Genomic DNA, 26,854 nt, shown 5'->3' with positions numbered 1-26,854 from the left:
TGACACAGTCGGGTTGATCGGCTGCCTTGGGCCAACACAGCGGAAAGGCAGACCTTAGGTGGCTAAGAGCAGAATGCATGCCAATGCATATGAAAATGACCTAAAAGCGCAAAGAGATCGGCGCAGGAGAGAGCGGAACAACCCAGAAAAGTGATCATATAAATGTTTTTTCTTATTATTTGATTCACTGCATAAGGGAATACCCTGGTATATTGTCGTTATAAATTATAATATCGATATATTATATTTTGATCGTTTTTTATTAGTACTATTTGTTCAAAGCCGACTATACTAACTAAAATTTCTTACCAAATAATCACATTATGATTATATGGTTGTTTATTAGCCTGACCATATGATCAACAGTATCTGCTGATCCCAACCACAGAGACGCCCCATGACCATCCATATCGATGTGAGCACACAGTTCAATCTTCCCCCCGAACTGAATCTCTCCTTTGAGGAAGGCAGGATACTGCTCAGTGACCAGCGTATGATCATGCTCCACATCGGCGCCATGGGTTCTCTGCGCAAGGAATTGATCGAAACCCTGGGTATCGAGCGTGCCAGGGGGCTGCTTACCCGGCTGGGTTATGCCTCGGGTACCCGCGACGCCAAGCTCTCCCGCAAACTGATGCCCGACGCCTCGGACGAGGAGCTGATGATGATGGGGCCAAAGCTGCATATGCTGGAGGGGATAGTCAAGGTCTCACCCATCAAGATCGATGTCGACATCGCCAATGGAAAATATTTCGGCGACCTGATCTGGGAGCACTCCTACGAGGCGGATGTGCATATCGAGCAGTTCGGGGTCCACACCGAGTCGGTCTGCTGGACCCAGATCGGCTACGCCACTGGCTATACCAGTGAGATCGTCGGACGCTTCATACTCTATCGGGAGCCGGAGTGTTGCGGCATGGGCGATCGCCACTGCCGGAATGTGGGGAAACCGATCGAGGAGTGGGACGGTAACGTGGAGGAGGATCTCAAGTATTTCAATCCCGATCATATCGCCGACCAACTCCTGAAACTCCAGGAGGAGGTCGCCCATCTGCGCTACTCACTGGATGAAGAGACGGCACCCGGCGACATGGTAGGCAGCACCCCACCCTTTCTTAAAACCTGCGAGATGCTGAAGAAGGCCGGGGAGAGTAATGTCACGGTACTGCTGCTTGGTGAGACTGGTGTGGGCAAGGAGATGTTCGCCCGTGCGCTGCATGGTATAAGCTCCCGCGCCAACCGAAACTTTATCGCCATCAACTGCTCTGCGATTCCCGAGGCATTGATCGAATCTGAACTTTTCGGTGTGGAAAAAGGTGCCTATACAGGCGCCCAACACTCCCGGCCGGGACGCTTCGAACGCGCCCATGGCGGCACCCTGTTCCTGGACGAAGTGGGTGAACTCTCGCCTGCTGCCCAGGCAAAATTGCTGCGGGTTCTGCAGGAGGGTGAATTCGAGCGTATCGGCGACAGCCGTACCCGCAAGGTGAATGTGAGGGTGGTGGCGGCAACCAATGTGGATCTGCAACAGGCAGTGGACGATGGTAAGTTTCGTGCCGATCTCTACTACCGCCTGAATATCTTCCCCATCCTGATCCCCTCGTTGCGGGAGCGGGAGGACGACATCCCCGCCCTGGTCAACCGATTCCTCGAGAAGTTCACCGCACTGCATGGTAAACGCATCACCGGGATTACCGAGCGTGCGCTCATCGCGTTGAAGAATTACGCCTGGCCGGGCAACATCCGCGAACTGGAGAACATGATAGAACGCGGGGTGATCATCGCCGCCAATGACACCCAGATCGACGTCCCCAATCTCTTCCCCAGCCTGAATATCGAGCAGCCTCCTGTGGTCCCGAAACTGAGCGGTCAGATCGTGGAGGGGGCCGCGCCGCAACCATCTCATTCATCCTTCGACCGGATAGTTGATCAGCTACTCGACCAGGACATACCCCTGGCCGAGCTTGAAAACCGGCTTCTCGACAGGGCGATGAACCGGGCCAAGGGCAACCTCAGCTTTGCCGGCCGTATGCTCGGCCTTACCCGACCTCAGATGGCCTATCGCTTGAAGAAGTACGCTGCCCGATAAGTTGTGGAGCCTTTAGCCGCCCAGTACAAGTTCATAGGCACAACGCAACAACTGCAGCTCAATCTCGGGCAATCCCCGTGCCTGGGTCAGATCGATAAAACCGGCACCGTTTTTTTCGGCCTCTGCGAAAGGTGGGTCCACCGTTGTGATCGCCGCAAGTATGACTTGGATGGTCTGCCCGGGAACCTCGACCGTATGTCGATACTCTCCTTCCGCCTTCAAACAGCCAGCAGGAAAATCCAAGCGCCGCTCAGCATCCTGCAAAATCGACGCAGGATGATTGATGGTATTGCTCTCCACTCTATCCAGCAGGGCGGCCGGCATCGGGATAGGATCAAACAGACAGACGCTGCTGTTTTGCAGACGCAGGAAACGTGTGCGGGCACTCGTGGCCTGCTTGTGATAGAGAATGACGCGGTAATCCATTTTTTATTCGGGCATTGCCAATAATCTGGCCTCCGCCTTGATATTGTCTCCCTTGCCCCAGGCGTTGACCGCCTCCACAAACCAGCCACTCTGCTTGGGATGGGGACGCACCACATCCTGCTCCACGAAGAAGCTGCCATCCGCATGGAACAACAGGGTGCCGAGTTTCATGCCCTGCTCACTCAGCCAGTCTCCGACCAGACTGTACTCACAGGTTGCGGGATCGCGTTCCAGGCGATAGCTAGCCTCATGGGGACGTTTCAGGGAGATCTCTTGCGTGCCGAACCCCAGTCTCATGACCTCCTGATAGAGACGATCAAAGATCCGGTCCGCCAGGACCTCGATTTTGTAAAAGCGCACGGCGACAGACTCATCCATCTGGGTTCTCCTCATGATGCAGATGGATGGAGGCTAACATCCACTCATCCCCAAAACTCCTTGGAGACTTGCAGGCGTTCTACTGGCTGATCATTCTGCAGGTGTTCGTCAAAGATGGCCGCCACATCGGCCTTATCGATGCCACCGTACATGACTCCTTCGGGATATACCAGCACCGATGGCCCCTCGCTGCAGGGACCGAGACATCCGGTGGTGGTCACCTGCACCTTGTCGAAGAGCTGACGCTCCTGCAGATGCCAGTAGAACTCCTCCGCTACCTCGATACATCTCTTCTGGCTGCAGGAGGGACGCGGATGACCCGGTGGGCGATTCTGCACACAAACGAATACATGTTTCTGCGGTTTTGGCATAACTGGACTCCTGCTCAGGCCGCGGCGGTCTGGGGCTCGTGGGTGAAACACTTCTTCGGACAGATACGGGCACAGGAGCCGCAGCCGATGCAATCCAGGGCGTCCTTGAGACTCATGACCATGGCGGTGTCATCGGAGAAACCGTCATCATCGTCATCGCCATACATGTCGTCATCATCGTAATCGTCATCATCGGCCAACAATCCCTCGACCTCATCCCGATCGATCAGATCGAAGACCTCACGCGGGCAGACCTTGAAACAGCGGCCGCATCCGATGCAGTTCTGCTGATTGATCTCCATTACGAAGGCAGGCGTATAGGCCTCACCGCCCCGGGTTAATCCTGTAATCATCATCATTGCTATTACCTCAACTCGCTTCGGTTTCAGCCGCTTTGCAGGCAGCATCCGCCTCCGCCCATGCCACACAGGCGTCATAGGTCGCCTGGGCCATGACCGGAATCTCTTCATACGCAGCCGGCAGGCGATCCTCGACCAGATCATGCAGCTCACCCGCCTTCTCTGTTGCAATACGCTTGGCGCGCTTGGCCGCCTTGTTCAAGGCCTTCAACTCTTCAGGGCTCATCAAGGACACCTCCTTACATACCCGCCACTTTCGGGTATTGGCCGATAATCTCCAGGGCCACCGAAAGCAGTTTGTCCGCCTCATCCTTCATCTTTGAAAGACTCGGAAATCCAAAGCGATGCATATCACGCAGGGTCTTATCCATCACCACAAGTTTGCCTACCGTTATGAGTGAGCGACCGAATCCTTCGTGAGTCAGGTTCATCATCGGCACCGCCATCAAGCCACACTCTTTCTCGATCATGGCGGAGATTGCATTATAGAAAGCCTTGACCCGTGCCATGGTGATCTCATCCGGATCACCGATCACCGGAATATCCCGCTTCTTCTCCTTGGTGAGAACAAAGGGCTCGAGGATCTTGCTCACCGGCCAGTTGTCGTATGTGCCATAGGTATCGATGGCACGCATCTGTCTTACCATCTCTTTGGCGAAATCCGTTTCCAGAACCGGATCGTCCTCTAACACGTCCGCGACTGCTTCACTCATTGCTCTAACTCCTAGTTAATGTCGGTAACTTAAGCCGCTGACAGTCACCCGCCACAACCTTCAACAGTCGAGGTTTATAGCGTTGCGACGACCACCCACGGGTTACCCGATAGACTATAAAAAAACCGCAAGCCAACCCGCACAGGGCCAGCAAACTCAACCAGATCGTTGCCAAACCGATGCCATCACCCAGCGCCGTAAAACCCAACATCAATAACAACGGCACCAGGTAGGCCATCACAGAAGCCCGCACCAGCAGTACATCGGGTATACCTATCAAGACTTGGTCCCCCGGCTTGGCACCGAGACTGTTCACCATCACCAGACGATTACGTTTCACACCAAAGAGCTTGGCGACAACAGATGTCGTGCAGCTGCTGCTGGTGCTGCAGTGGTTACAGCCACTGCGGCTCTCGGTCTCCGCCAGCAGCATGCCATCCTTCACATCGATGACCCGTGCGGTCTCTTCGAGCATTGTGGTGCTTTCGCTCATACAATCTGTCATCTTTGCATCCTGTCATGGTGCGGCAAGCCACAGCCTACGCGCATTAATAACTGCCATCGTTGCATCCAGTCATGGTGCGGCAAGCCGCACCCTACGCTCGATTCATATTTTGTTGGTAAACCTACCGTAGGGTGCGGCTTGCCGCACCGATTCCATTTGCGTTCATTTGCGGTCTGGACTCACTCTTCCCAGCCATCGACTTCCATCTGGTCGAAGCGCGAAGGATCGGCAGGCATCGCATTCTGGATCGCCCGCGCCAGCCAACTGCCAGGCCCCTGCCTCAGCTCATCCTGCAGGGTAAGCAGCAGATGGCTGATCACTGCCCCCGGTGAAATCTTTACCGGTTGTATACCCTTGGCCTTCAATTGATTGATGGCGGAAGCTCCAACCGCCTGGCTGTAGACAGCGATGCAGCCGTCCAGGGCTTTTATCTTTGCCGCCAGCTTATCCTCATTACCATCCATATCGAGCTTGCCGAACTCCATCGCCTCGACCAGGCAAATCTTCTCTTGATCGAAGGCATAGATGGCAAAGGACTGGGCAGCGCCGAAGTGCTGATCCACATGTTTCATGTCACTGGTGGCAAAGGCCACCTTGAGCGCGGTCGACATCCACCGATCCTCAGTGTTGCAGCCCACCAGCTGCAGTCGTCTCGTCAGGCTCATGGGCCACCTCCCGGTATTCCGGTTTCTGTGCAAGCAGAGAGCGATAGGGATGAATCTCACCCTTCTCCAGGTTCAGCATGATGTTGGCCAGGTCGAACAGGGTCTGGCGCGTACCCCGGTAGCCGATCCAGGTCTTCTGATAACCACCCAGGGTGTCGTACTGGGGAAAGCCGGCGCGCAGGAGTGGGATACCCAGGCGCTCGGCGCTCTCGACACCGTGGGAGTTGGCGATCAATATCTCGGCACCATTGGCTTCCGCAATTATTTCAAGATCCTCAAGATCACCGATCTTCACCTGTTCCGCCGCGCAGTTCTGCAGTACCGGCGCATTGACCGGAGAGACGGCCGCCACCGTCTCCGCCCCCACACCCGCAAGCAGCTGAGAAAAACCGTTCAACAGATCGGGATCGGCGGCCAGGGCAAAGCGACCCATACCCAGCATGAAGTGGGTATCGAGCATGGCATCCTGCAGTTGGGCCCGTTGGCGCTCCAGCTTTGCCGGCACCGGCTCGCCGGAGATCTGATGCAGGGTTTGAATGAATGAATCGATAGCCTCGAGCCCCATCAGATGATCGAAGCGATAATCGGGCACGCCGCTCAGCTCCTTCAACACATCGGCCGATTTATTCATCGAATGACCGATAACCAGCGAGGCAATCCCGTCACCCAGGGTCAACAGTTCGGAAACCGGAGCACCGCCAATGGTCAGTGGCGAGAAATCCCCTTCATCCAGATGTCCGTCGAGGGAGTCCGACAGATCGGGAATCACCACCGGACGCAGACCGAAGGCCTCGACGATCTCCTTCAACTCTTCCAGGTCGCCGGGGGTCAAACAGGAACCGGCCAGGATATTGACCTGGCGGCGACGGCGCCCCGGCTGGGTACCCGCATCGTCCGCTGCGGGCACAATGGTGCGAATGATCGCCTCCACCGCCTTGGCGAATCCGGTCTCGAGACAGCCGGAGTAGTCGGGGGTGGCGACAGGTACAACGGGGATCCCATCGAACTCCGGATACTTCTGGCGAAATATCTTTACCGCCATGCGCAGATCACTGCCCTGGGTCTCGGAGAGCCCGGTTGTGGGCACGCCCAACAGCGACGGTTGATTCTTGCCGGCGATGGTCTTCAGTCCCTCCACCACGCTATCTTCGGAACCCATGACAGTGGTCACCTGATCCATGGCAGTGGTCTGCAGGGGAATCGGCTCACGGAAGTGACGCACGAAAAAGACCTTGCCGAAGGCGGTGCAACCCTGAGAGCCGTGCAACATGGGAATCGCCCGGTGAAAACCGAGAAACGCCAGTGCCGCGCCAATGGTCTGGCTCGCCTTCAGCGGGCTGACGGAGAGGGCCTTGTTGCGTTTGATGATTTCGGTCATTGGCTCGCCTCCGCTTGAATGGCAGCACTCGCCCAGGGCGCCGGAATCCTGACCTGCTGCCAGATCGGACTCTCGATGGTCAATACCAACTGGCGCGCCAACTCGATCATGCCGGTATAGCCGGCGTAGCCGAACTCACGCTCCTGGTTGATATCGAGAAAGGGGATACGCGCCTTGAGGGCGGTGTACATATTGCGCCCGCCGGCGATCAGCACATCCACGTTGCGCTTGCGCACCATGTCGATCAGCGCCCGAGGATTACCATCCTCCAGCATGACCGCCTCTTCTCCCATCAATTCGCGGATGCGGGCCTTGTCCTCTTCGGTGGACTTCTTGGTGCCGGTGGCCACCACCTCCATGCCGAGATCCTGTAGCGCTGCGATCACCGACCAGGACTTCACCCCACCGGTGTAGAGCAGTACCCTGCGACCCCGCAATTTCTCGCGCCAGGGCTCCAGGGCCTGGTCGATCCTTGTCTCTTCGCGGGCGATCAGGGCCTCGGTGCGTTGAGTCAGGTCATCATCATCGATCAGGCGGGCAAAATCCCGCAGGGCCTGGGAGACATCCCTGACACCATAAAAGCTACCCTCGAACCAGGGGGTGCCGAAGGCATCCTGCAGCTTTCTCGCCACGTTGATCATCGCCTTGGAGCAGACCATCATGTTGGCTTTGGAGCGGTGCATGGTCTGCACCTCGCGGAAGCGGGCATCGCCGGAGAGGGTACAGAGCACCCGCAGACCAAGCTCATCCAGCAGCGGCAGTACATGCCAGAGCTCACCTGCGATGTTGTACTCACCCACCAGGGTGATGTCGTGAATCCTGTGCCCCATCTCTTTCGTCGCTTCGGGCAGGGGATCGGGCTCCCGGGTACCGCAGACATACTTCACCATCGCCTCGCCGGCGATGCGGTTACCCAGGTTCTTGGTGCCGTAGAAACCGGCCGCATCCACCGGCACAACCTTCGTACCCCAGCGCTCCTCGGCCGCTTTGCAGACCGCCTCGACATCGTCGCCGATCAGGGCGGGAACGCAGGTGTTATAAACAAAAACAGCAGCGGGCTCGTGGGTCTCCACGGCCTGCTTGATGGAGTGAAACAGGCGCTTCTCGCCACGCCCCATGATCACATCCTGTTCGGTGAGATCGGTGGTCATGCCGATGCGGAAGAGTCGCGAGCCGCTCGATCTGGTGCCCCGGTTGTCCCAGGAACTGCCGGCACAGGCGATGGAGCCGTGAACGATATGGGCCACATCGGCGATCGGCAGGAGTGCGATCTGAGCGCCATCGAATGCGCAACCACCCGCGGTGGCACCAGGCTTGGGCTTGGCGCAACCGGACTTGGATTTCTTGTTGTGAGAACAGGCCGGCTCGTCCAGCAGGGCTGCGATATCTTTCTGTTTCATGGTTTGGCAATCACTCAAACTGTCTGATGCATACTCTTATGCAATCGATATGCCACCATTCACCCTGTTGTTTTTATTGAATATTTTTTATCTTTGTCTTGTAGCAAACACGACAAAGATAAACGTCGCATTGCTATCTATTCAAATATCCTCCATTCATAGCCTTGATTTTGGGTGCTAAAGACCGGTATGAATCACCCTGTATAGTTCCCGACTGTCATGCATAGCAATAGAGTGAGATCGAGCAAAAGTCGATGAATCGTGAGACGAACCTGGTAAAACTCCCGGATGGTAGGCAACTCGCCTATGCAGAGTATGGAGACCCGCAGGGCATGCCGACTATCTACTGTCACGGCTTTCCAGGCTCCCGTCTCGAGGCGCGTCTGTTTGACCAGCCTGCACGTGAATTCAATCTGCGGGTGATAGCTGCAGACCGGAATGGCCTGGGTCTGTCAGATCCCAAACCCGGACGGCAGCTCATGGACTGGGCGGCGGATACACAGGCCCTGGCCGATATCCTGGAGCTAGAGCGATTCTTTCTGATTGGCGTCTCCGGCGGTGGTCCCTACACCCTGGCCTGTGCGCATCAGAGTAGAGAACGCTTGAACGGATTAACCTTGGTCTGCCCACTGGGTCCTCTGGACCAACCCGCCCTGCTGGATGCCATGCGCTGGCCTGCCCAAATCAATTTCAGATCGATCCGTAACACACCTTGGTTGTCGAACCTCGGCTTCCGCTTCGCAGTCATACCGCTGGCGCAACTCTGGCCCCAGTGGATTTATCAAGCGATGCTTGGCTTTGCACCAGCTGCCGATGCGGCTGTTCTGAATCGTTCCACGGTGCGATCTGCGATTACCGCATCTATTCGTGAAGCCATACGTCAAGGGGCCGATGGTGTATTGCATGAGATGGCCCTCTATACCCAGCCCTGGGGATTCGATCTGGGGGATATCGACATACCCATACAAATTTGGCATGGCTCGGCTGATGAGACTGTGCCTATTCTGCATGGTCGTACACTTGCTGAAAGCTTACCCGAGTGCGAGCTCCACATGGTTGAGGGTGAAGGGCACTTCTCTCTACCATTTGATCGTATGGGAGAGATTCAACAGCAACTTATCGCCAATCGGCTCGACCAATAACTATGCCGGTTCTATACCTTGAATACAGGTTTAGACCCCATAGGGCCGCTCCTCCCATCCTCGCAACACTTTCAGGTCTCGCACCGGCAGGTAATCATAGGCACCCATCTGATCCTTGAGCACCGCTTCCGCCACGCTATAGTTACTCGATTTTCTACTCAGCATATTGAAGAACCAGGCGAATGGGTATCCCACCTCCCGGTCATAACCGTGAATGGCATTGGCCAGTGCGGCACCGGACAGAAGTGCGCCATCCGGCAATTCCGGTAAAGCACCGTGCAGTTTCGCCATGGGCCTTGCATTCAAGCGAGTCTCGCCATACGAGTCCTGATACTCACGCAGCAGCAACACCCATTGACGACAGAATTGATCAGCATCACCAGCGCTGCTGTGTTGCCAATCATTGAAAAAACGGCGTAGGTTGTTTAGATTGCGATCGCTTTCAGCTGGTGCATCCAGCAGCTTGTCCATCTCTATCATGCGTCGGAATCGGTAATAGGGAGGTGTCACCGGTTCGGGTTCCAATTGGGGATAGTCGAGGGGATCCAAAAACTCTTCCAGGCTTTCCGGAAACCAGTCGTGATCGATCAGTGGGCGTGCAATCACCTCTTGCAGTTCTTCAACCTCGATCTGTACAAACTGCTCCGGTCGGTCACCGGTAGGCAGGGTAAAATAGTGACTCTTACCTGCCAGGTGAGTGACGAAATAGCCCCTATCCCGATAGCTATAGATCAGTTCATCAACATCACCACCAGATACATCTTCAGCCCATTGCCGCAGGTTTGATGCAACCGGGGCATACTCCCCATCGACCACGCCACCCCATCGATGCCAGCCACCACGGGTCATGACAGATTTGAGATCATCATCCTCAAGTGCTGACTGCAATGCCTCTTCAAGCTTGGAGGTATCGTTCATGACTTTGACCCGATGACAGAGATCAGACAGATGTTCGTGTTTTTCCAACAGCGGCATCATGACACAACTGCCTCTCGTGTATTGTCACACTGGTGACGTTCGTGCCACCACAGGGTCGCCAAGCGATGAGCTGATTGTTCAGATGCCTCCACACCCAAGGCCTTGATGAGCATGGCCAGGGCGCCGATCACCGCTGCCTCCCCATAGCTGTCTTCGGCCTCATCCTGAGTCAGCGAGCGCATGCCCTTTCGAGCCTTGCCTGAGATTTGAATGTACTTTGCAAATGGGTGCATGGAACAACTACCTGTCCGTTGCCGCTGCAGATATACGGGAGATGACAACCGCTCTCACATCATCATCCTCATCATTGAGCATGCTCGACAAGGCATCGATCGAGACCCGTTGACATGCAGTCAGGCGCACCCGCCAATCGCTGTCATTCAACATGCCTTGTAAAGACTCTTCATCGATACGCTCCGCCACCACCAGGCGAACCTCCGCTGCAGTGTCGTGCATCATCAATCCCATACTCTCGGTGGGCAGTCGTGAGGCAACCGTCTTGCGCACTTCCCTGTCGTTATCGAGAATCATGCGAAACAGCCTGCCGGGAAGAAGCCGCTTGGCAACGGTCTGCCGCACCATGTAATCCTCATCCTCCACCAACTGTTCCAGCTGTTCTACGGGGATCCGGTCGGCTACGGTGATTCTCACCTCCCTGTCGGGATCGCGAACCAGGGTCTGAAGCTGGTCGATGGGCAACCGGTATGCGAGTACCCGCCGTACCACCTCGTCCGGGTCATCCAGCATCTGCAACAGACGCTGTTGCGAGAGATAGCGGGCGGCGATGGCACGCCGTTCCCAAAACTCATCACCCGCATAGTGTTCCGCCAGATCGGGGTTCCTGCTGAAGAAGCGCGCGATCTGTCTTCCACTCATTGCCCGCACACAGACATCACCCGGATTGCAACGTCCCCCCTTCAGCCTGTCTTCCCGATGCGGACATGTTTTGCAATCTGCGGTCGGGACACCGACGCTATCCTTTTCCATTAATTTTACTGTCACGCTGCTTCTATCTCTGCAACGACGATACCTGTCGCCACACTTAAGTCCTGAGTAAAAGAGAGACAATGATTTCGGCTATCGATGAGGTAGAGATTGAAGGACTCTGCCTCGTGCACCGGCTTCGCGGACACCACATCGTCGTCCATGCAGTAGGTGAAATGAATCTCCGGGAAATCTTTTCTTAAGCCACCGACGACAGTGTCGTCCAGGACGACCTTCAACAGTTGATCACCGATCTGATCAATCTGGCTCTGGTTGATCATGCTTCCGCTTCCTGTTCGAAACGGATCCGTTCTTCCGGTGCCTGACCCATAACCTTCGCCAACCAGGGCGGCGCATCATCACCGATCACCTGCTGCAGTGAGGCGATCTCATCCCGCGCCGGTACAACCTGGGGCTTTTTGATCGGATGCACATCGGCCCTCACCACTTTCGCAGCTGCAGGTCCGCCGATAGAACCGACAAAGAGAATCTGACAATCATTGATCAAAGCAGCACGAAAGGCGTTTTTATCGTCCGCATCCTCGCTGTCTTTGGTTGAACGAATGTCGACCAGGCGACACTCACTCTGAGAAACTTGATAGACGAGAAAACGTTGACAGGAACCGAAGTGGCCGTCTAGCATCTCGGCTTTGTTGGATGCTACCGCAACGCGAATGCTGTGGGGCATATCGCCTTCACTATAGGCCTCGATCTCAGACAGCGGGTCTGCAGAGATCTCATTCTCGCCCTTGAGATAGGCAAGCGCGGACTTGATGGCATCGGTATCAATATCGGCGAACTCGCCATCGCAGGCTGACTTCATCTCCTTTACAGAGAGCTTGCCGAGTTTGTTTGCGGTAGGAGGCAGGCCAACCACATCATCCAGTACGCGCAACAAACGTCCGGGATCGGTATCAGGCAACTCGCGGGCCGCCAGGCCGATACGCAGGGCGACCTCGTTGTTAATGGGCGATGCGCTCATAAATCACTCCTGAATAATGTTTCAGCGTGAATGGTGGGGCAGGGCCCCACCCTACGGGTTTAGGTAGCGTGAATGGTAGGGCAGGCCCCCACCCCTACGGGTTTAGGTAGGGTGGGGCCCTGCCCCACCGTAATCTGCCGCAAATTAAAAAACTCAAACTGGAATAATGCAGTCGTCTTCCATGCAGACATCCAGGCATTGAGGCACGTCGTGGTCGTCTTCACACTCTGTGCAGGTCTCAGTTTCGATCTTATACACCCCTTTGAAAGGCACGATCGACTGGGTCGGACAAATCGGTTCGCAATCACCGCATGCGGTACAAATATCTCGGACAATCTGAAGAGCCATGGCAATTCTCCTAGTTACAACTATTCGGCGCGCTTAAAACGCAGGGTCGTGGGAAAAGATGGAGGGGGACTGATTGGATCGATGTAATATTTTGAACCATCGGTCAACTCGACTTCTCCACCCCACTCCGTTTCACTATCTTTTTCCACTTTCGCAATCTCGTCTTCCTGATCCTTTTTCGCTATGTAGAACAGAAGAGCACCATTATCTTTCACACGAATCATTACATTGGGCACAGTGTTACCTCACTTCGTTCGGAGTTTTAAGTTTTTAGTTATTAGTTTTGAGTTAGCGGTGGGCGGAGCCCATCGCTTCTTTTAACTCAAAACTCAACACTCACAACTCAAAACTCGTTGATCCTGAAAGGATCAGCGTACCAGGTCGTAGTTGTAGTCAGTGGTACCCATACCGCGAGTCTCTTCGTCGAGACGCTCAAGTACGGAGTTAACCAACATCCTCAACATGTACATGGCACCTTCGTAACCGAGCGTGGTGTCACGATGCATGTGGTGACGATCAAAGATCGGGAAACCAATGCGGATCAGCGGTACTTCGTGCTCCTTACCCTTGTGCAAGGTATCGCGCTGGATGAACTTGCCGTAGGAGTTACCGATCATGAAGTCAGGCTTGTTGGTGAACATCAGTGAACGGAAGTGCCACAGATCCTTACCAATATGAACCTCGCTGTTCTGACCATAGGGTGAGTCAGCCAGGATCTTCTCCATCGCCTTTCTCCAACGCTTGTTTGCGTGGTTACACAGAACCTGAGTCGGCTCAGCGCCCAGCTCCAACAGGAACTTGGTCATACCCATGACGAAGTCGGCATCACCGTAGAGACCGAACTTCTTGCCATGCAACCAGGCGTGGCTGTCGGTCATCATGTCGACCAGAACACCGCGCTCACGGGTCAGGGACTCGGAGATCGGCTTACCGGTCAGCTCGGAGACCTTCATCAGGAACTCGTCAGTCGCCTCAAGGCCCATGGGGATAGCGATATCGCTCGCAGGCTGTTTCCAGGTGTTCTTGGTGAACTTACGGCTCTTGACTGACTGCCAGGGCTGCAGGTAGAGGGTATCGATGGCGTTAGGCGCATCCTTCACCTCATCGATGGTGGTACCACCATCGTACATACGGAAAGTGCCGTCTGCCGGGGTATCCAGTACATCGGTAGGATCACACAGCAAGCTGTACTCAACACCCATCTCTTCCATCATGCGTTTCATGACACGGTAGTTGCCGAGATAGGTCTCGAAACCGGGCACGATGTTGATCTTGCCGTTGCTGCCAACCTCTTTGTCTTCCATGTAGTTCAGCGTGAAGTAGCGCTGGATACCTTCGAACATGTTGTCCCAGCCGGTGGTATGAGAACCAACGAAGCTTGGGGTATGGGCGAAAGGTGTCGGGAACTCTTGCTCGATGTGACCTTCCTTCTTGGCATTGCCGATGAAGGCGTTCAGGTCGTCACCGATAACCTCGGCCATACAGGTGGTAGAGACAGCGATCATCTCAGGCTTGTAGAGGGCTTTGGCGTTCTCCAGACCGGCGAACATGTTCTTCTGGCCACCGAATACCGCCGCGTCTTCAGTCATGGAGTCGGAGACACAGGCCACCGGCTCTTTGAAGTGACGGTTGAAGTAGGTGCGGAAGTAGGCCACGCAACCCTGTGAACCATGCACGTATGGCAGGGTCTTCTCAAAACCCAGGGCGCAGAGTACCGCACCCAGTGGCTGGCACGCCTTGGCCGGATTAACGGTCAGGGCCTCACGGCTAAAGTTCAGCTCTTTATACTCTTCGGTGGTGGTCCACTGAAAGGTCTGCTGGATCTTGTCATCAGGATGCTTCTCCTCGAAGGCTTCCTGCTTGTTCTTCAGCGTCTCGATGTATTCGTCGGTACGAAACAGCGGATAGCTGGGTTTGATGTCATCGACAACTTGGCTCATGATATTTCTCCTACCGCGCCACTAATCTGTGGACAGACGGCTCAGATTTTTTAATCGGGGTCGGAGGCTGACTCCAACCTATTCGTTCAACCTTACTGGCTCGATGAGCGGGTCTGCTGATCATGCACTGGTGATACATGGCAACTCCGACTCGAAAGGCGCTTACTTGAGCGGTTATCGGTGGGGCATGGCCCCACCCTACCGCTCAATCTCAGGGTGTAGGGTGGGGCCCTGCCCCATCACAAACCACTGATTAAGCACCGGCCGCAGCGGCCTGGGTCTCTTCCTCACCCTTCAACCATGGTGCCTGAATCTTTCCCCAGCAGGGATTGTTCAGGGTCATATCCATATCCCGGGCGAAGATGGCGAAGCCGTCGTAGCCGTGATAAGGACCGGAATAGTCCCAGGAGTGCATCTGACGGAAGGGGATGCCCATCTTCTGAAAGATGTACTTCTCCTTGATGCCGGATCCGATCAGGTCGGGTTTGATCTTTTTGACGAACTCCTCGAACTCGTAGCCGGTGACATCGTCGTAGATCAGGGTGGCGTTACCCATATCCTTGATCGTACGGTCGTAGTCGTCGTTATGAGCGAACTCGTAACCGGTGCCGACCACTTCCATACCCAGGTCCTCATAGGCGCCGATGATGTGACGCGGACGCAGACCGCCCACATAGAGCATCACCTTCTTGCCTTCCAGACGCGGACGATACTTGGCAATCACTGCGTCGTACTCAAGCTTGTACTTTTCGATCACCTTCTCGGCATTGGCCTGGATAGTCTCGTCGAAGAAAGCGGCAATCTTGCGCAGCGACTCTTCGATCTTGGTAGGACCGAAGAAGTTGTACTCCATCCACGGAATACCGTACTTCTCTTCCATGTGGCGGGAGATGTAGTTCATGGAACGGTAGCAGTGGAGCAGGTTCAGCTTGGCCTTGGGAGTGTTCTCCATCTCAGCCAGGGTGCCGTCACCGGACCACTGAGCGATAACACGCAGACCCATCTCTTCCAACAGGGTACGTGAAGACCAGGCGTCACCACCGATGTTGTAGTCACCGATGATGGTAACGTCGTAGTCGGTGCCCTCGAAGCTGGTGTCGTTGTCACGGTTGTGCAGCACCCAATCGCGCACAGCGTCATTAGCGATGTGATGACCCAGGGACTGAGAGACTCCGCGGAAACCCTCACAACGGACAGGAACCACAGGCTTCTCGATCTCTTTGGCAGTCTGCTTGGAGACGGCTTCGATGTCGTCACCGATAAGACCGATAGGACACTCGGACTGTACCGTGATGCCCTTGTTGAGAGGGAACAGCTGTTCGATTTCGGTCATGATCTTGGACAGCTTCTTGTCGCCACCGAAAACGATATCCTTCTCCTGGAAATCGGAGGTGAAGTTCATCGTACCGAAGGTGTTGATGCCGGTGGTGCCCACATAGTAGTTACGACGGCCGGCACGGGAGTACTGGCCACAACCGACAGGACCGTGAGAGATGTGGATCATGTCCTTGATCGGACCCCAGACCACACCCTTGGAACCGGCGTAGGCACAACCACGGATGGTCATCACACCCGGCAGGGACTTTCGGTTGGAGGTAATGCACTTCTTGGACTGCTCCACCTCTTGGTCGTTGACCGTGAGATGTTTGGCGCGGTCCTTCTTCGCATCCTCTGGATAGACTTCGAGCACCTCCTGGATGAGGGCTTCGGTCTCTTCGCGTGTCATAGTTGACATAAAATTCTCCTTCACCTGCCACCACTAATCCGTGGATAGTCAGGCTATGAAAAACGATCTGTTATGTAGACACCGGTCGACTGGCCGACCGGTGTCACCGTTCGCTTATGCGATGGCCTTATGCCTCAGCAGTAGCGGTCTGGCCGATGATGCTCTCGTCTTCTTCATCCATGAGGCCGAAATCCATCAGCAGATCTTCAAGCGCATCCATGGTGATCGGTGTTGGGATGACGAACATCTCGTTCTCAATGATCTTGGTAGCAAGATCACGATACTCTTGAGCCTGCTTGGCTTTAGGATCGTATTCGATAACGGTCATGCGGCGAATCTCAGCACGCTGCACCACGTTGTCACGAGGTACGAAGTGGATCATCTGAGTGCCGAGCTGGCGAGCCAGTTCCATGATCAGCTCGTCCTCACGAGCAGTGTTACGGCTGTTGCAGATCAGACCTGCCAGACGCACACCACCAGAGTTGGCGTATTTCACGATACCTTTAGAGATGTTGTTGGCAGCGTACATAGCCATCATCTCACCGGAACATACGATGTAGATCTCTTGGGCTTTGTTCTCGCGGATGGGCATGGCGAAACCACCACACACTACGTCGCCGAGTACGTCGTAGAATACGAAGTCGAGGTCTTCCTCATAGGCGCCTTCCTCTTCAAGGAAGTTGATAGCGGTGATAACGCCACGGCCGGCACAACCGACACCAGGCTCAGGACCACCGGACTCGACGCACTTGATGTCGCCATAGCCGGTTTTCAGTACATCTTCCAGCTCCAGGTCCTCAACGGTACCGGCCTCGGCAGCCATCTCCATGATGGTGTTCTGCGCCTTGGAGTGCAGAATCAGACGGGTGGAATCCGCTTTGGGGTCACAACCGACGATCATGACTTTCTTACCCAGCTCGGCCAGACCAGCGACCAGGTTCTGGGTCGTGGTAGACTTGCCGATGCCGCCTTTACCGTAGATTGCACATTGACGCAGTGCCATGTTGGATCTCCTTACATATTGTTGAATCAGTAGTGACTAAAGTCGTTTGAGGTCACGTGGACAACTGGTGTTGAGCAAGCGGCGTGCCAAATCCGATAAAACATCGTATACTATTGTTTTTATTGATTATATTATTTGACTCAAAGTGACAAACCGAGGTCGGGTTCGCGACAATCACCCAGCAAGTGTATGGATGAAAACAAACAATCAGTACCAAAGACGACCTCCCTGCCGGCGTATGCGCGCCTATCCATCAATCACTGCAATCTACCCGCGGTAATCCTCGGCAGCCTCACTTTTCAGCAACACCCAGTGCCCCTTATGCTGGATGGCGTACAAGAGCTGCACGATGAGCTTTTTTCCTGTTTGCAGCGGGTGTCCAGCAGACAAGAGAGGGCAATCCACTTCATGGACTATATGCGATCCGGTTTTCTGCTCGATAACCTGGATGAGGCTGGATTTGATGCTGAACAGAGTCGCCTCAAAAGAGACAAGGCGGATTATTTGCGTATCTTGCGCGGCTGGATGTTCGACCCGGATGGGAAGGAAGCAGCGGTATTGAAAAGCTGGGTGGAATCCCGATTCGGTCTGCTACCGAGAAACCATGGCGGCGCCTTGGGTGACTACTCCTCGGCTCGCTACCTGGCCTATTTAAGTGATCGTGCCAAGGGGCTCTACAATACCAATGGATTGGAGGCCCAACTCGATCTCCTTTACACCTATTGTCAGTATGAGGTGAAACAGTGTTATCCGTCGCAGACGCATCTCACACTCTATCGAGGGATAAACCATATCAAGGATCACGAGATTCTAGAGCAGTTGGACAAGCACCAATGCATACTGTTGATGAATAATATCAACTCATTTACCAATCAGCGGGAGCGAGCCGACGAATTCGGAGACTATATCCTGGAAGCGGAAATACCACTTGTTAAGTTACTCTACTTACCTGATCTCTTACCCGACAGGCTAAGAGGTGAAAACGAATATATGGTGATTGGCGGTGTCTATCGTGTCGGCGTCACAACCTTGTGAGCAGATTACCAGTTCATACCCCATACAGTGAATCACGAAAATATTGCTTGAAGTGTTTCATCACCTGTTTAGGGATAGTTGCCTCCACCAATAGACGCAACTCGTGTATCCGATCATAGGAGACACTGCTTCCTATTTTCAATGCCTCATCGATTTCATTATGAATGGAGGGTTCCAATAGCACGCCTTTCCTCTCTTTTACCACCCCATAGACTGCCATCAATGCCATCTGCTGTTCAGGAAGCATTTTGCATTTATTGTCCAGGATCTTCAGCATCACCGCAGTGACACAATCGATTTGAAGAGGATCAAGGGGTGCCGTTTGAGCCCACACGGCGGCAGGATGAGGATTTTCAATGGCTGTCTGAATGTTCATGGAGTAAATCCAATATCTGGTTAAGCCTGAGAGAAGTCATGCATAAACTCCATCAACATCTTTCGATATTGATCGCAATAGTAATCAACGGCCTTGGTCCTATTCTCAGATGCCCCATCCGACGCATAAAAGAAGTGGATATTATACCACGCAGCGGCATACATGAATGCCGCACTAAGGAAGGGTGCCAGATGGATAAAATCAACTGCAACTTCCCGAAAATCTGATTCCTGCATAGTTCGATACTCAATCTGGCCCGTTGAAAGTTAACTACACTATTCATGCCAAATCACTTCAGACTCAGACAACAACAAACATCAGCTGATGATTAACAACACAATAAGCTCGCCAATTTGTTTCCCGGCTTGTAGGAAAACCTACAAAATCGATTGACGGTAAGCACAAGAGTTATATTAACAACCTGTTTCTCTTCGATTTAACTGGTTGGCCTGTGTCTTGCTTTATCTCTATATCAATCTATCAAACTGGAGACTATCAATGTCGGAGATGAATTTTCAGGCACTCAAAGCGGGTGTTGCGTCGGGTGATATAGTGCCCTATCTCGGTGCAGGTGCGCTCAAGGGATCGTCTCATTCTGAGACAGGTGAGCCTATCCCGGCTGATAGTGACAGTCTGATTCTTGCCATGAATGGTGGCAAACCCATGGCACCAAGACTGATGTATGAATTCGCCAGAGCAGCCATGGATGTGGAACTGAAGCGCGGGCGAAATGCGGTGCATCGTTTTCTGGACACGACCTATGCAGAGCAGTCCTGGACCCAATCACCCTTGCATGCCTGGCTGGAATCGATCAAGCCGGCCTATATCGTCGACATCAATAGGGACACCCAACTGCAACAGAGTTACAGCACTACGCCACATACCCTGATCCGCGGTATAGCAAGGATCGGCGGCACCGACTACCGTTTTCGGATTCATCACTATGATGGTGAGAAGTACTCTGCATCCGAGATCGATCAATCGGCAGTCGATACCTCCTTGCCGATCCTGTTCAAACCGATGGGAAGCCCGGCCCCCGATGCGACCTATATCGCCTCGGATGCGGACTATGTGGATTACATCACTGAACTGATGGGTGGGTTCGGGATGCCTAAATTCCTTAAAGAGTATCGCAAAGACAAGCGCTATCTGTTCCTGGGCCTGCGAATGACCCGTGATACCGAACGCATGGTGCTCTCTGATATCATCTATGCCGCAGGTAACCCTGCCGGTTGGGCCTTGATCCCTGAACCAAATGATAAGGAGCGCCGTTTTTGCAAAAAGATGAACCTTGAGATCATTGAAGCCGACATCGATGACTTTCTAGGTAAAAGTGTAACCGCTCCTCCCGAACTGGTGAGCAAAGAAGCCGGTTCGATACAAGACGTTGGATGTTGAACAACCAGGAATATCTAATCAACCATGGCTACATTTACCCCCTGCCAAGGCAAGAATGCATGTCGGGACAATGGCATGCTCTGTCTAACCTGCGGTCGCAAACTCAGCGAAGTCGCCAAGCTGCGCGAACTGATGCAGGAACTGACAGCTCTCGCCATCGATCATGATTACGAAAATGTTGATGAGTATGCTCAATACATCGCCCGAAAGGTGGTCAAAATGATCGACTATCAACGCCAAGAATTGACAAATTGAGTGATGTCCCAACTGATCGATAATTTCAACAACGCTACCTGCTGGGTATAGATGAGATGGATGACACTCATCGTGAATTCGTCACCCTGGTTAACCGGTTGGGAGAAGCTGGTAACTCACACCAGGGAACATTTCACCCAAGGGGAACAGTGGATGAAGGTGTCAGGCTTTCCCGCCATCCACGAACACACCGATCAACATCGGCGTGTGTTGGAAGAATTGGATCGCTTTTCAACTAGAAAAAGTACCTTGCCCCTATAGACAGGGTTTCGTAGTCTCCCCCCATATCGATCTCGACACCGGCAGCGACATTGGGCAAGAAATAGTAGTCACCACCAAGCGTGAAATAGGTGTCGCTGTCTTCGATATCAATGTGGTTCAGACTGGCGCGCACCTCAATCTGGGGTTTGACCATTCCACGAACACCCCCACTCAGCTCATATCCGCTGTCATCAGCATCACCACCCGGCCCATCGGCTTCCGCATCTGCATAGGCCAGGGATACATTGGCATCCCAGACGGCATTGAGAGGATGAATATATCCGGCACCTAGTCTCAACAGGGAAAAATCAACATTACTGTCATCGAGTTCCACGTCATCGTATTTGGCAAAGGCGTAGATTTCATTGGTGACCTGGAAAGAGCCTGCGAAACGAAAACCATCCCCATCATCGTTGACATCATCGAACTCTGCATCGAGAAGAAATCGTCCCTCTATGAATGAGTAATCAATGGCAAACAGAGGTGTTGAGAATCCAGCAACCAAGAACGCCAGCAGGAGTGAGGCAGATATAACATTTTTACGCGTATCCATGTCTTAAAAACTCCAGTATTCAATCGTCGTATAAAACGCGATTGTAGCCAGATCGATTTGGGAATTCCATTCCCATGCGGTAAAACTGTGCAGTTGGTACAAAAATAAACAATAGATAATTATTACCAGTTGGCAGCTATCAAATAGGAGATGAGTCTCTACGGTTCGCTTAAAAAGCAATATCAACAAAACATTGATCAATATGAAACCAACCAAGACCTGGCATGTAAACTGATACCCGTTATGAATAGGTACTTAGAATGAAATACGAATCACATGCAGATCCAAGATCGATAAAAGGAAGAGAATTACCCCCTGTTAGACAAGCTGTAACTTACTATCAGTTTATTGACTCCTCAGCCCATATCTCACTCAAACGCTGATCTCGACCACAATTCCAGCGATAGTATTTGTAACGTATCGGATAGTTTTTGTAGAAATCCTGGTGATGGCTTTCCGCCCCTTGAATGGGATAGAAGGTCGACGTCGGTAAAATCCTGGTGGCAATCTCCTTGTCAGGAAATTGCTTCTCTACCCGCTTCATCGAACGCTCTGCGATCGCTCTCTCTGTTTTATTTGCCACAAAGATTGCGCTTAAGTAGCTGTGGCCTTTATCGCAAAACTGTCCCCGGTCGTCAAAGGGATCAATATTCACCCAAAAGTGATCCAGAAGCTTTTTGTAACTGACCTTATTGGGATCGTAGGTTATCTCCACAGCCTCATAGTGGCCGGTATGATCACCATTATATGTAGGGTTTTTCAGTGTACCCCCGGTAAACCCGGATATTACATCACTGACACCGTCCAGTTTTTCGAAATCGGACTCCATACACCAGAAGCAGCCACCGGCCAATATGGCTTTTGCTCCCATCACATTCGACGTAACACAAATAAGGCCAAGCGCCAACAAACCCATCGTTTTGTATTTCACCAGTATTCTCCAATCACATCACATCTGTGCCATGGACTCTTTTCCAGGTTGATTAAACACTACTTCCTTGTGAGTAGGTTTGCTAGCCGATCACTTCAATCGTTATCGTTTTGTTATAAATTCGCGGCGTATACGACTTCGTCACCCTTGCCGCAGTATCTATAGGGTCTGCAATGCTGCGCAGACTCGATTCCAAGGTGGATATAGTCGCGTACAAGCTACGCATATGCTAAGAATCGCGCCGCGACCAATACCCGGCCAACATCGAGCCGGTTAGGTTGTGCCAGATGGAAAACAGGGCACCAGGCAATGCCGCCGCGGCGGAGAAATATTTCACCGCCAAGGCCACACCCAGTCCAGAATTCTGCATCCCCACCTCGATCGCCAGGGTTCGGCAGATTCGATCATCCATACCCAAAATTCTTGGCAGCCAGTAGCCACTCAAGAGTCCAACCAGGTTGTGCAGCATCACCGCCAAGGCAAGGCTAATGCCCAGCGTAGCAAGGTTGCCTTCATTGAGCGCTACGATTATGGCGATGATCACCACGATGGCCAGTACCGAGACCAGGGGAAAGATATGTTTGACAGCAGCTAGTCTCCGACCGAACAGGGTATTTACAACAACCCCGAACATAACCGGCAACAACACAATCTTGAAGATAGACCAGAGCATACTCACTACAGGTACAGGTACCTTCTGTCCCACGTAGAGCCAGGTGAGTAGAGGTGTGGCAACTATTGCCAGCAAGGTAGAGGCAGTGGTCAGGGTAATGGATAGGGCAACATCCCCCCGCGCCAGATAGCAAACCACATTGGATGCCGTACCGCCGGGACATGCCCCCACCAGAACCAGTCCCGCCATCAGATAGGGTGGTAGACCGAGCAATTCGGCTATCACCCAGGCAGCCAAGGGCATTACCAGATACTGTAACACTACGCCCAAACCTATTGCAGCGGGTCTTTTCAATACAGCAGTGAAGTTTTGCCAGGTCAGGGTCATCCCCATGCCGAACATCACCACACCCAACAGAGGGACTATCGCGGGTTTCAAATCGATGAAAAGGTCTGGCTTGCCAAAAGCCATCAGTGAAAACAGTACTGCCCAAAGAGGAAACAGCCGCGTGATCTGGTTAATCATTTCGGAGTTGATGACCAGAGTGATCAGAATTACGACCGCGAGGGTTCAGCATCATGTGGTTGCCAGCGGCGGAAACCGTTACCACTCAAACGTTCAGGTTCCAGATCCATGAACCTTGTAAAAGCCTCTGTGTCCAGGGGTGGACTGATGAGATAACCCTGAAAGAAATCGCAACCCTGCTGCTGCAGAAAATGATACTGTGCATCGGTTTCAACACCCTCGGCAAGTACGATCAGACCCAGGTTCCTGGCCATCGCAATGATGGTGGATGTGATCTCCATATCTTCCCGTTTGTGGGGTATATCATCGATGAAGGTTTTGTCGATCTTCAATTCATCAAGCGGCATACGTTGCAGATGCGCGAGGGAGGAGTAGCCGGTACCGAAGTCATCGATAGAGAGATGCAGTCCGATCTTGCGCAGTCGATTCAGCACCTCCAGTGCCTCTGTTTCCCGCTCCATAATCGCGCTCTCTGTGACTTCAAACGAGAGCTGCCCCGTAGGATAGCCTGTTTCATCGACGATATTCCGCACCTTTTCCACGAAATCCCCCTGCCGCAGTTGGTGTACAGAGAGATTGACTGCAAGAGAGAGAGGGGGACGGTTTTGTTCCATCCATTGTTTTCCCTGAATGCAAACTTCACGGATCACCCAATCACCGATACGACTGATCAGGCCGGTCTCCTCTGCGACCGGGATAAACAGGTCCGGGGATATATTACCCAGTTCAGGGTCGCGCCAACGCAATAGCGCCTCAGCACCCACGATAGTACCGCTCTCGAACTCTATCTGGGGTTGATAGAAGACACTCAGTCTATTCTCAGCAAGGGCGTGTCTGAGATTGTTATGGATCTCGATGCGTTGCCGGGCGGCCCGGGTCAACTCCTCGGAGAAGTAGCAGAAGCGACCACGACCCTCCTTCTTCGCCTGGTAGAGCGCGGAATCGGCATGTTGCAGCAGGGTTTCAGCAGTGGCGCCGTGTTCAGGGTAGAGACTGATACCGATACTGGTACCGACCTGGAGTTCAAGCCCATCCTTGAGTTGGCAGGGTTCGTTCAGGGTCTGAATGATCTCGCTGGCGAGCAAGGCCGCATCCTCAGGATGATCCAGCCCCTGCATCAGCACAGCAAACTCGTCGCCACCCAGGCGGGTCACCAGATCGCTTTCACGTAAGCGATGGTTGAGACGACCGGCAACGAGCTGCAACAGTTCGTCTCCAATCAGATGGCCATAACTGTCGTTGATATCCTTGAAGCGGTCCAGATCCATGACCAGCAGCGCCACCCTATCCTGCTTTCGATGGGCCGCTTTCAGGCCATATTCCAATTGGGACATTAGCAGGCGGCGATTGGCGAGACGGGTCAATGGGTCATGATGGGCCAGATACTCGAGTTCGGCCTCTGTCTGTTTCAATTGACTGATATCGGAGAAGACACCTACATAGTATTTCAACTCATCCTGATCGTCGTTGACACTGCTGATACTCAATAATTCCGGATAGATCTCACCACTCTTGCGACGATTCCAGATCTCACCCTGCCAGTGGCCACTATTCCGGAGACTGACCCATAGTTCTTCATAGAATAAATGGTCGTGTTTACCCGACTTTAGAATATCGGGCCGCTTACCGATTGCTTCAGATTCTGAATATCCGGTCAGTTTGGTGAACGCCTGGTTTACCATCTGGATGATACCTCTTCCATCCGTCACCATCACCCCTTCATGGGTATTCTCGAACAGGGTGGCATACAGATTTAGCCGGGTTATCTGTTTATGCCGCTCAGTGATATCCTCTATTACCGCAATGTAGTGTGTAACCTCGTCACTGTCGTCCACCACTGGCGTCATGGTGATGGAGGCTTGATAACGCCGGCCATCCCTGTGGATATTGGAGATCTCGCCACGCCAGGTGTTTCTCGAAACAATCGCCTGCCAAATGTCACTCAGTATGGACATATCCTGCTGCTGGGGGTCGATTATCTCGTCGAATGACAGATCGTTGACCTCGTCCTGCGCATAACCTGTCAGTTGATTGAATGCAGGATTGGTCCATTGAATTGAACCGATGTTATCGGTAATCGCAATTGCATTGGGGGTCGCCTCCAATGCCTCTCTAAGCAGCAACAGCCTCTCTTCCTGGCGCTTCACATGGGTTAAATCCCTGGCGACGGCAAGGGAGTAGTCAATCTCCTCATGCCGCAGATATTTCGAATTCACCTCTACAGGAATAAGCGCACCGTCCTGTCTGCGATGCAGGGTGGATTCAGTCGAGCTGCCTTGTATCTTCAAGTTGGCCTGTTCACGCCGCCAGCTGCTCTCATTCTCGATGGCGGCGGATATCTCCCATACCATAAGGATACAAAGCTCATCCCGGCTATAGCCCAACATCTCGCAAGCCTTATCGTTGACCTCGATGATACGCCCCGATTCAGACTCGATAATATAGATAGCATCGTCGATCTGCTCGATCAGATTCAGCAGGAATACCTTCTGCTGGGCTTCACGCAGATTACTCAGGGTGTTCTGCAGATCCCGGCTGGTGCGCACCAGCGTCTCATGCAGATACTCCACATAACGACCCTGCAGAGCCTTGACGATGTCGTGCCGGGTAATAACACCGCACAGATTACCATCTGCCCGGATCACTACCAGGCGACGGATGCGCTTGTTTTCCATCATGCGCGCTGCTTCCTGCATGGGGATTTCCGCATGACAGGTGAACACCGGACTATGCATCACCTGCCCGACAGTGATCTCATCATCCTGATTCAGTGACTGAGCCAGGTGGACGATATCCCGTTCCGTCAATATACCTTCAGGTATTCCATCGATACAGACCACTACACAACTGATCTGGTGCTCGGCCATGAGGCGCACCGCCTTGACCAGTGTATCGCTCGGGTCGAGGGACATCACATGGCGGGTCATGGCCGACTCGACGGTCTTTAGCTCGACCAGATACTCCATTCCCATGTGGTGCAGAAAATCGGCTTCACTGACAAGGCCACTCAGACAACCTTCATCATCGACTACCAGTAGATGGCGATATTTTTTCTCCGACATGATGCGGTAGGCATCGTGGAAATCCATATTCTCAGCTGCCGTCAGAGGAGAGTTGCTCATCACATCGTTCATGCGGATTTCGCGGACGCTCTGTCTCTCCGCCATGATCCTGATTGCATCCTGTTCCGTGAAGATACCGATGGGTCGCCGGTTCTCATCCACGGCCACAAGACAACTGATCTGATTGCGCTCCATCCGCAACAGGACTTTGTCAATTGGAATATCCGCTGAGACAGTCTCGACCTCAGTAGAGAAGATTTGCTTAAGCGTGAGTGCGGACATCATTTGCGGTATGTCACCCAAATGAAAAGAGAGTGGTGTGTGAGCGCCTTATCCAATGGAGATATCAAGGTTCTTCAACTATCTGAGAGTTAGATAACGGCCAACTGGAGGATATCTTAAACGCACCCAGGCAAACTTGATTTGATGCGAATAAGAATATTTTTCATGTTTATCCG

Annotated in this window: 32 protein-coding genes; 6 read left to right on the top strand and 26 right to left on the bottom strand. The window is 53.2% G+C overall.

Annotation, left to right across the window (positions count from 1 at the left end; genetic code table 11):
* The first annotated feature begins 397 nt into the window (after positions 1-397).
* Positions 398-2,089 (top strand): sigma 54-interacting transcriptional regulator, encoded by a 1,692-nt coding sequence (locus R2K28_RS07235; protein WP_316368783.1) that lies wholly within the window; start codon positions 398-400, stop codon positions 2,087-2,089.
* 12 nt (positions 2,090-2,101) lie between these two features.
* On the opposite strand, the gene R2K28_RS07230 is transcribed toward R2K28_RS07235, so the two are convergent.
* The 10 genes from R2K28_RS07230 to nifE form a co-directional block, all read right to left on the bottom strand.
* Positions 2,102-2,515, bottom strand: coding sequence for a hypothetical protein (locus tag R2K28_RS07230; protein WP_316368782.1), 414 nt, complete (start codon positions 2,513-2,515; stop codon positions 2,102-2,104).
* 3 nt (positions 2,516-2,518) lie between these two features.
* Positions 2,519-2,893: a hypothetical protein gene (locus R2K28_RS07225; protein ID WP_316368781.1), complete on the bottom strand. Its 375-nt coding sequence runs from the start codon at positions 2,891-2,893 to the stop codon at positions 2,519-2,521.
* Positions 2,894-2,937: 44 nt separating this feature from the next.
* Entirely contained in the window at positions 2,938-3,264 is a 327-nt protein-coding gene (locus R2K28_RS07220; RefSeq protein ID WP_316368780.1) for a (2Fe-2S) ferredoxin domain-containing protein, read from the bottom strand.
* Positions 3,265-3,278: 14 nt separating this feature from the next.
* Complete coding sequence (gene fdxB, locus R2K28_RS07215) at positions 3,279-3,623, bottom strand: ferredoxin III, nif-specific (protein ID WP_316368778.1); 345 nt, start codon at positions 3,621-3,623, stop codon at positions 3,279-3,281.
* Between the two features lie 10 nt (positions 3,624-3,633).
* Positions 3,634-3,849 carry a CCE_0567 family metalloprotein gene (locus tag R2K28_RS07210; RefSeq protein ID WP_316368776.1) on the bottom strand — a complete coding sequence of 72 codons (216 nt, stop codon included), beginning with the start codon at positions 3,847-3,849 and terminating at the stop codon, positions 3,634-3,636.
* Positions 3,850-3,862: 13 nt separating this feature from the next.
* Positions 3,863-4,336 (bottom strand): NifX-associated nitrogen fixation protein, encoded by a 474-nt coding sequence (locus R2K28_RS07205; protein ID WP_316368774.1) that lies wholly within the window; start codon positions 4,334-4,336, stop codon positions 3,863-3,865.
* A gap of 4 nt (positions 4,337-4,340) precedes the next feature.
* On the bottom strand, positions 4,341-4,841 hold the full coding sequence (locus R2K28_RS07200) for a SoxR reducing system RseC family protein (protein ID WP_316368772.1): 501 nt from the start codon (positions 4,839-4,841) through the stop codon (positions 4,341-4,343).
* A 179-nt stretch (positions 4,842-5,020) separates the two neighbouring features.
* The gene (locus R2K28_RS07195) at positions 5,021-5,506 is read right to left on the bottom strand and encodes a NifB/NifX family molybdenum-iron cluster-binding protein (RefSeq protein WP_316368770.1); all 486 of its coding nucleotides are present in this window, start codon (positions 5,504-5,506) and stop codon (positions 5,021-5,023) included.
* Entirely contained in the window at positions 5,463-6,884 is a 1,422-nt protein-coding gene (gene nifN, locus R2K28_RS07190) for a nitrogenase iron-molybdenum cofactor biosynthesis protein NifN (protein ID WP_316368768.1), read from the bottom strand. Before nifN ends, R2K28_RS07195 begins: the two co-directional genes overlap by 44 nt.
* Entirely contained in the window at positions 6,881-8,284 is a 1,404-nt protein-coding gene (gene nifE, locus R2K28_RS07185; protein WP_316368767.1) for a nitrogenase iron-molybdenum cofactor biosynthesis protein NifE, read from the bottom strand. Before nifE ends, nifN begins: the two co-directional genes overlap by 4 nt.
* Before the next feature lie 254 nt (positions 8,285-8,538).
* Between nifE and R2K28_RS07180 the strand changes: the two genes are divergently transcribed.
* The gene (locus R2K28_RS07180; RefSeq protein WP_316368765.1) at positions 8,539-9,426 is read left to right on the top strand and encodes an alpha/beta fold hydrolase; all 888 of its coding nucleotides are present in this window, start codon (positions 8,539-8,541) and stop codon (positions 9,424-9,426) included.
* A gap of 30 nt (positions 9,427-9,456) precedes the next feature.
* On the opposite strand, the gene R2K28_RS07175 is transcribed toward R2K28_RS07180, so the two are convergent.
* The 10 genes from R2K28_RS07175 to nifH all read right to left on the bottom strand — a co-directional run bounded on the left by R2K28_RS07175 (position 9,457) and on the right by nifH (position 17,387).
* On the bottom strand, positions 9,457-10,404 hold the full coding sequence (locus tag R2K28_RS07175) for a hypothetical protein (RefSeq protein WP_316368763.1): 948 nt from the start codon (positions 10,402-10,404) through the stop codon (positions 9,457-9,459).
* Positions 10,401-10,637 (bottom strand): hypothetical protein, encoded by a 237-nt coding sequence (locus tag R2K28_RS07170; RefSeq protein WP_316368762.1) that lies wholly within the window; start codon positions 10,635-10,637, stop codon positions 10,401-10,403. Before R2K28_RS07170 ends, R2K28_RS07175 begins: the two co-directional genes overlap by 4 nt.
* A gap of 7 nt (positions 10,638-10,644) precedes the next feature.
* Positions 10,645-11,406: a 4Fe4S-binding leucine-rich repeat protein gene (locus R2K28_RS07165; RefSeq protein WP_316368761.1), complete on the bottom strand. Its 762-nt coding sequence runs from the start codon at positions 11,404-11,406 to the stop codon at positions 10,645-10,647.
* On the bottom strand, positions 11,403-11,669 hold the full coding sequence (locus R2K28_RS07160; RefSeq protein WP_316368759.1) for a DUF6129 family protein: 267 nt from the start codon (positions 11,667-11,669) through the stop codon (positions 11,403-11,405). Before R2K28_RS07160 ends, R2K28_RS07165 begins: the two co-directional genes overlap by 4 nt.
* Entirely contained in the window at positions 11,666-12,370 is a 705-nt protein-coding gene (locus tag R2K28_RS07155) for a dinitrogenase iron-molybdenum cofactor biosynthesis protein (protein ID WP_316368757.1), read from the bottom strand. The genes R2K28_RS07160 and R2K28_RS07155 overlap by 4 nt, the downstream gene beginning before the upstream one ends.
* Before the next feature lie 153 nt (positions 12,371-12,523).
* Positions 12,524-12,718, bottom strand: coding sequence for a 4Fe-4S binding protein (locus tag R2K28_RS07150; RefSeq protein ID WP_116445879.1), 195 nt, complete (start codon positions 12,716-12,718; stop codon positions 12,524-12,526).
* A 20-nt stretch (positions 12,719-12,738) separates the two neighbouring features.
* Positions 12,739-12,954: a putative nitrogen fixation protein NifT gene (gene nifT / locus R2K28_RS07145; protein WP_116445878.1), complete on the bottom strand. Its 216-nt coding sequence runs from the start codon at positions 12,952-12,954 to the stop codon at positions 12,739-12,741.
* 132 nt (positions 12,955-13,086) lie between these two features.
* A complete protein-coding gene (gene nifK / locus R2K28_RS07140) occupies positions 13,087-14,658 on the bottom strand; it encodes a nitrogenase molybdenum-iron protein subunit beta (RefSeq protein WP_316368755.1) in 1,572 nt (523 codons plus the stop codon).
* Between the two features lie 253 nt (positions 14,659-14,911).
* On the bottom strand, positions 14,912-16,393 hold the full coding sequence (nifD, locus tag R2K28_RS07135) for a nitrogenase molybdenum-iron protein alpha chain (RefSeq protein WP_316368754.1): 1,482 nt from the start codon (positions 16,391-16,393) through the stop codon (positions 14,912-14,914).
* A gap of 118 nt (positions 16,394-16,511) precedes the next feature.
* Positions 16,512-17,387 (bottom strand): nitrogenase iron protein, encoded by an 876-nt coding sequence (nifH, locus tag R2K28_RS07130; RefSeq protein WP_316368752.1) that lies wholly within the window; start codon positions 17,385-17,387, stop codon positions 16,512-16,514.
* Between the two features lie 189 nt (positions 17,388-17,576).
* Here nifH and R2K28_RS07125 point away from each other — a divergent pair, with 189 nt between their 5' ends.
* A complete protein-coding gene (locus R2K28_RS07125) occupies positions 17,577-18,422 on the top strand; it encodes an NAD(+)--dinitrogen-reductase ADP-D-ribosyltransferase (RefSeq protein ID WP_316368751.1) in 846 nt (281 codons plus the stop codon).
* Between the two features lie 13 nt (positions 18,423-18,435).
* Here R2K28_RS07125 and R2K28_RS07120 read toward each other — a convergent pair whose 3' ends face one another.
* Together R2K28_RS07120 and R2K28_RS20420 are read right to left on the bottom strand one after the other, a co-directional pair.
* Positions 18,436-18,798, bottom strand: coding sequence for a hypothetical protein (locus tag R2K28_RS07120; RefSeq protein WP_316368750.1), 363 nt, complete (start codon positions 18,796-18,798; stop codon positions 18,436-18,438).
* A 20-nt stretch (positions 18,799-18,818) separates the two neighbouring features.
* Positions 18,819-18,962, bottom strand: a complete 144-nt coding sequence (locus R2K28_RS20420; RefSeq protein WP_442871433.1) for a DUF3144 domain-containing protein — start codon at positions 18,960-18,962, stop codon at positions 18,819-18,821.
* A 334-nt stretch (positions 18,963-19,296) separates the two neighbouring features.
* Between R2K28_RS20420 and R2K28_RS07115 the strand changes: the two genes are divergently transcribed.
* Genes R2K28_RS07115 through R2K28_RS07105 form a run of 3 tightly spaced genes read left to right on the top strand, consistent with a single transcriptional unit; the run spans position 19,297 to position 20,712 of the window.
* Positions 19,297-20,196 carry an SIR2 family protein gene (locus R2K28_RS07115; RefSeq protein ID WP_442871426.1) on the top strand — a complete coding sequence of 300 codons (900 nt, stop codon included), beginning with the start codon at positions 19,297-19,299 and terminating at the stop codon, positions 20,194-20,196.
* A 24-nt stretch (positions 20,197-20,220) separates the two neighbouring features.
* On the top strand, positions 20,221-20,451 hold the full coding sequence (locus R2K28_RS07110) for a hypothetical protein (protein ID WP_116445870.1): 231 nt from the start codon (positions 20,221-20,223) through the stop codon (positions 20,449-20,451).
* A 60-nt stretch (positions 20,452-20,511) separates the two neighbouring features.
* On the top strand, positions 20,512-20,712 hold the full coding sequence (locus tag R2K28_RS07105; RefSeq protein WP_316368748.1) for a hypothetical protein: 201 nt from the start codon (positions 20,512-20,514) through the stop codon (positions 20,710-20,712).
* Here R2K28_RS07105 and R2K28_RS07100 read toward each other — a convergent pair.
* From R2K28_RS07100 to R2K28_RS07085, 4 genes are all read right to left on the bottom strand, one after another.
* Entirely contained in the window at positions 20,687-21,265 is a 579-nt protein-coding gene (locus R2K28_RS07100; protein WP_316368745.1) for a hypothetical protein, read from the bottom strand. The genes R2K28_RS07105 and R2K28_RS07100 overlap by 26 nt on opposite strands.
* Before the next feature lie 340 nt (positions 21,266-21,605).
* Positions 21,606-22,196: a peptide-methionine (S)-S-oxide reductase MsrA gene (gene msrA, locus R2K28_RS07095; protein WP_316368743.1), complete on the bottom strand. Its 591-nt coding sequence runs from the start codon at positions 22,194-22,196 to the stop codon at positions 21,606-21,608.
* 229 nt (positions 22,197-22,425) lie between these two features.
* A complete protein-coding gene (locus R2K28_RS07090) occupies positions 22,426-23,334 on the bottom strand; it encodes a bile acid:sodium symporter family protein (RefSeq protein WP_316368741.1) in 909 nt (302 codons plus the stop codon).
* Positions 23,335-23,363: 29 nt separating this feature from the next.
* Positions 23,364-26,681 carry an EAL domain-containing protein gene (locus R2K28_RS07085; protein ID WP_316368740.1) on the bottom strand — a complete coding sequence of 1,106 codons (3,318 nt, stop codon included), beginning with the start codon at positions 26,679-26,681 and terminating at the stop codon, positions 23,364-23,366.
* Positions 26,682-26,854: the final 173 nt, after the last annotated feature.

It is taken from the genome of Candidatus Thiodiazotropha sp. CDECU1 (assembly GCF_963455295.1).
Taxonomy (GTDB): Bacteria; Pseudomonadota; Gammaproteobacteria; order Chromatiales; family Chromatiaceae; genus Thiodiazotropha.
Note: the sequence above shows the minus strand (reverse complement) of the source record. Positions and strands in the feature narration are given on the sequence as shown.

Excerpts from the sequence above, each read along its gene's own strand:
- R2K28_RS07235 (WP_316368783.1), top strand. The coding sequence starts at position 398 with ATGACCATCCATATCGATGTGAGCACACAGTTCAATCTTCCCCCCGAA.
- R2K28_RS07230 (WP_316368782.1), bottom strand. The coding sequence starts at position 2,515 with ATGGATTACCGCGTCATTCTCTATCACAAGCAGGCCACGAGTGCCCGC.
- R2K28_RS07225 (WP_316368781.1), bottom strand. The coding sequence starts at position 2,893 with ATGGATGAGTCTGTCGCCGTGCGCTTTTACAAAATCGAGGTCCTGGCG.
- R2K28_RS07220 (WP_316368780.1), bottom strand. The coding sequence starts at position 3,264 with ATGCCAAAACCGCAGAAACATGTATTCGTTTGTGTGCAGAATCGCCCA.
- fdxB (WP_316368778.1), bottom strand. The coding sequence starts at position 3,623 with ATGATGATGATTACAGGATTAACCCGGGGCGGTGAGGCCTATACGCCT.
- R2K28_RS07210 (WP_316368776.1), bottom strand. The coding sequence starts at position 3,849 with ATGAGCCCTGAAGAGTTGAAGGCCTTGAACAAGGCGGCCAAGCGCGCC.
- R2K28_RS07205 (WP_316368774.1), bottom strand. The coding sequence starts at position 4,336 with ATGAGTGAAGCAGTCGCGGACGTGTTAGAGGACGATCCGGTTCTGGAA.
- R2K28_RS07200 (WP_316368772.1), bottom strand. The coding sequence starts at position 4,841 with ATGACAGATTGTATGAGCGAAAGCACCACAATGCTCGAAGAGACCGCA.
- R2K28_RS07195 (WP_316368770.1), bottom strand. The coding sequence starts at position 5,506 with ATGAGCCTGACGAGACGACTGCAGCTGGTGGGCTGCAACACTGAGGAT.
- nifN (WP_316368768.1), bottom strand. The coding sequence starts at position 6,884 with ATGACCGAAATCATCAAACGCAACAAGGCCCTCTCCGTCAGCCCGCTG.
- nifE (WP_316368767.1), bottom strand. The coding sequence starts at position 8,284 with ATGAAACAGAAAGATATCGCAGCCCTGCTGGACGAGCCGGCCTGTTCT.
- R2K28_RS07180 (WP_316368765.1), top strand. The coding sequence starts at position 8,539 with ATGAATCGTGAGACGAACCTGGTAAAACTCCCGGATGGTAGGCAACTC.
- R2K28_RS07175 (WP_316368763.1), bottom strand. The coding sequence starts at position 10,404 with ATGATGCCGCTGTTGGAAAAACACGAACATCTGTCTGATCTCTGTCAT.
- R2K28_RS07170 (WP_316368762.1), bottom strand. The coding sequence starts at position 10,637 with ATGCACCCATTTGCAAAGTACATTCAAATCTCAGGCAAGGCTCGAAAG.
- R2K28_RS07160 (WP_316368759.1), bottom strand. The coding sequence starts at position 11,669 with ATGATCAACCAGAGCCAGATTGATCAGATCGGTGATCAACTGTTGAAG.
- R2K28_RS07155 (WP_316368757.1), bottom strand. The coding sequence starts at position 12,370 with ATGAGCGCATCGCCCATTAACAACGAGGTCGCCCTGCGTATCGGCCTG.
- R2K28_RS07150 (WP_116445879.1), bottom strand. The coding sequence starts at position 12,718 with ATGGCTCTTCAGATTGTCCGAGATATTTGTACCGCATGCGGTGATTGC.
- nifK (WP_316368755.1), bottom strand. The coding sequence starts at position 14,658 with ATGAGCCAAGTTGTCGATGACATCAAACCCAGCTATCCGCTGTTTCGT.
- nifD (WP_316368754.1), bottom strand. The coding sequence starts at position 16,393 with ATGTCAACTATGACACGCGAAGAGACCGAAGCCCTCATCCAGGAGGTG.
- nifH (WP_316368752.1), bottom strand. The coding sequence starts at position 17,387 with ATGGCACTGCGTCAATGTGCAATCTACGGTAAAGGCGGCATCGGCAAG.
- R2K28_RS07125 (WP_316368751.1), top strand. The coding sequence starts at position 17,577 with ATGGATGAAAACAAACAATCAGTACCAAAGACGACCTCCCTGCCGGCG.
- R2K28_RS07120 (WP_316368750.1), bottom strand. The coding sequence starts at position 18,798 with ATGAACATTCAGACAGCCATTGAAAATCCTCATCCTGCCGCCGTGTGG.
- R2K28_RS20420 (WP_442871433.1), bottom strand. The coding sequence starts at position 18,962 with ATGTATGCCGCTGCGTGGTATAATATCCACTTCTTTTATGCGTCGGAT.
- R2K28_RS07115 (WP_442871426.1), top strand. The coding sequence starts at position 19,297 with ATGTCGGAGATGAATTTTCAGGCACTCAAAGCGGGTGTTGCGTCGGGT.
- R2K28_RS07110 (WP_116445870.1), top strand. The coding sequence starts at position 20,221 with ATGGCTACATTTACCCCCTGCCAAGGCAAGAATGCATGTCGGGACAAT.
- R2K28_RS07105 (WP_316368748.1), top strand. The coding sequence starts at position 20,512 with ATGACACTCATCGTGAATTCGTCACCCTGGTTAACCGGTTGGGAGAAG.
- R2K28_RS07100 (WP_316368745.1), bottom strand. The coding sequence starts at position 21,265 with ATGGATACGCGTAAAAATGTTATATCTGCCTCACTCCTGCTGGCGTTC.
- R2K28_RS07090 (WP_316368741.1), bottom strand. The coding sequence starts at position 23,334 with ATGATTAACCAGATCACGCGGCTGTTTCCTCTTTGGGCAGTACTGTTT.
- R2K28_RS07085 (WP_316368740.1), bottom strand. The coding sequence starts at position 26,681 with ATGATGTCCGCACTCACGCTTAAGCAAATCTTCTCTACTGAGGTCGAG.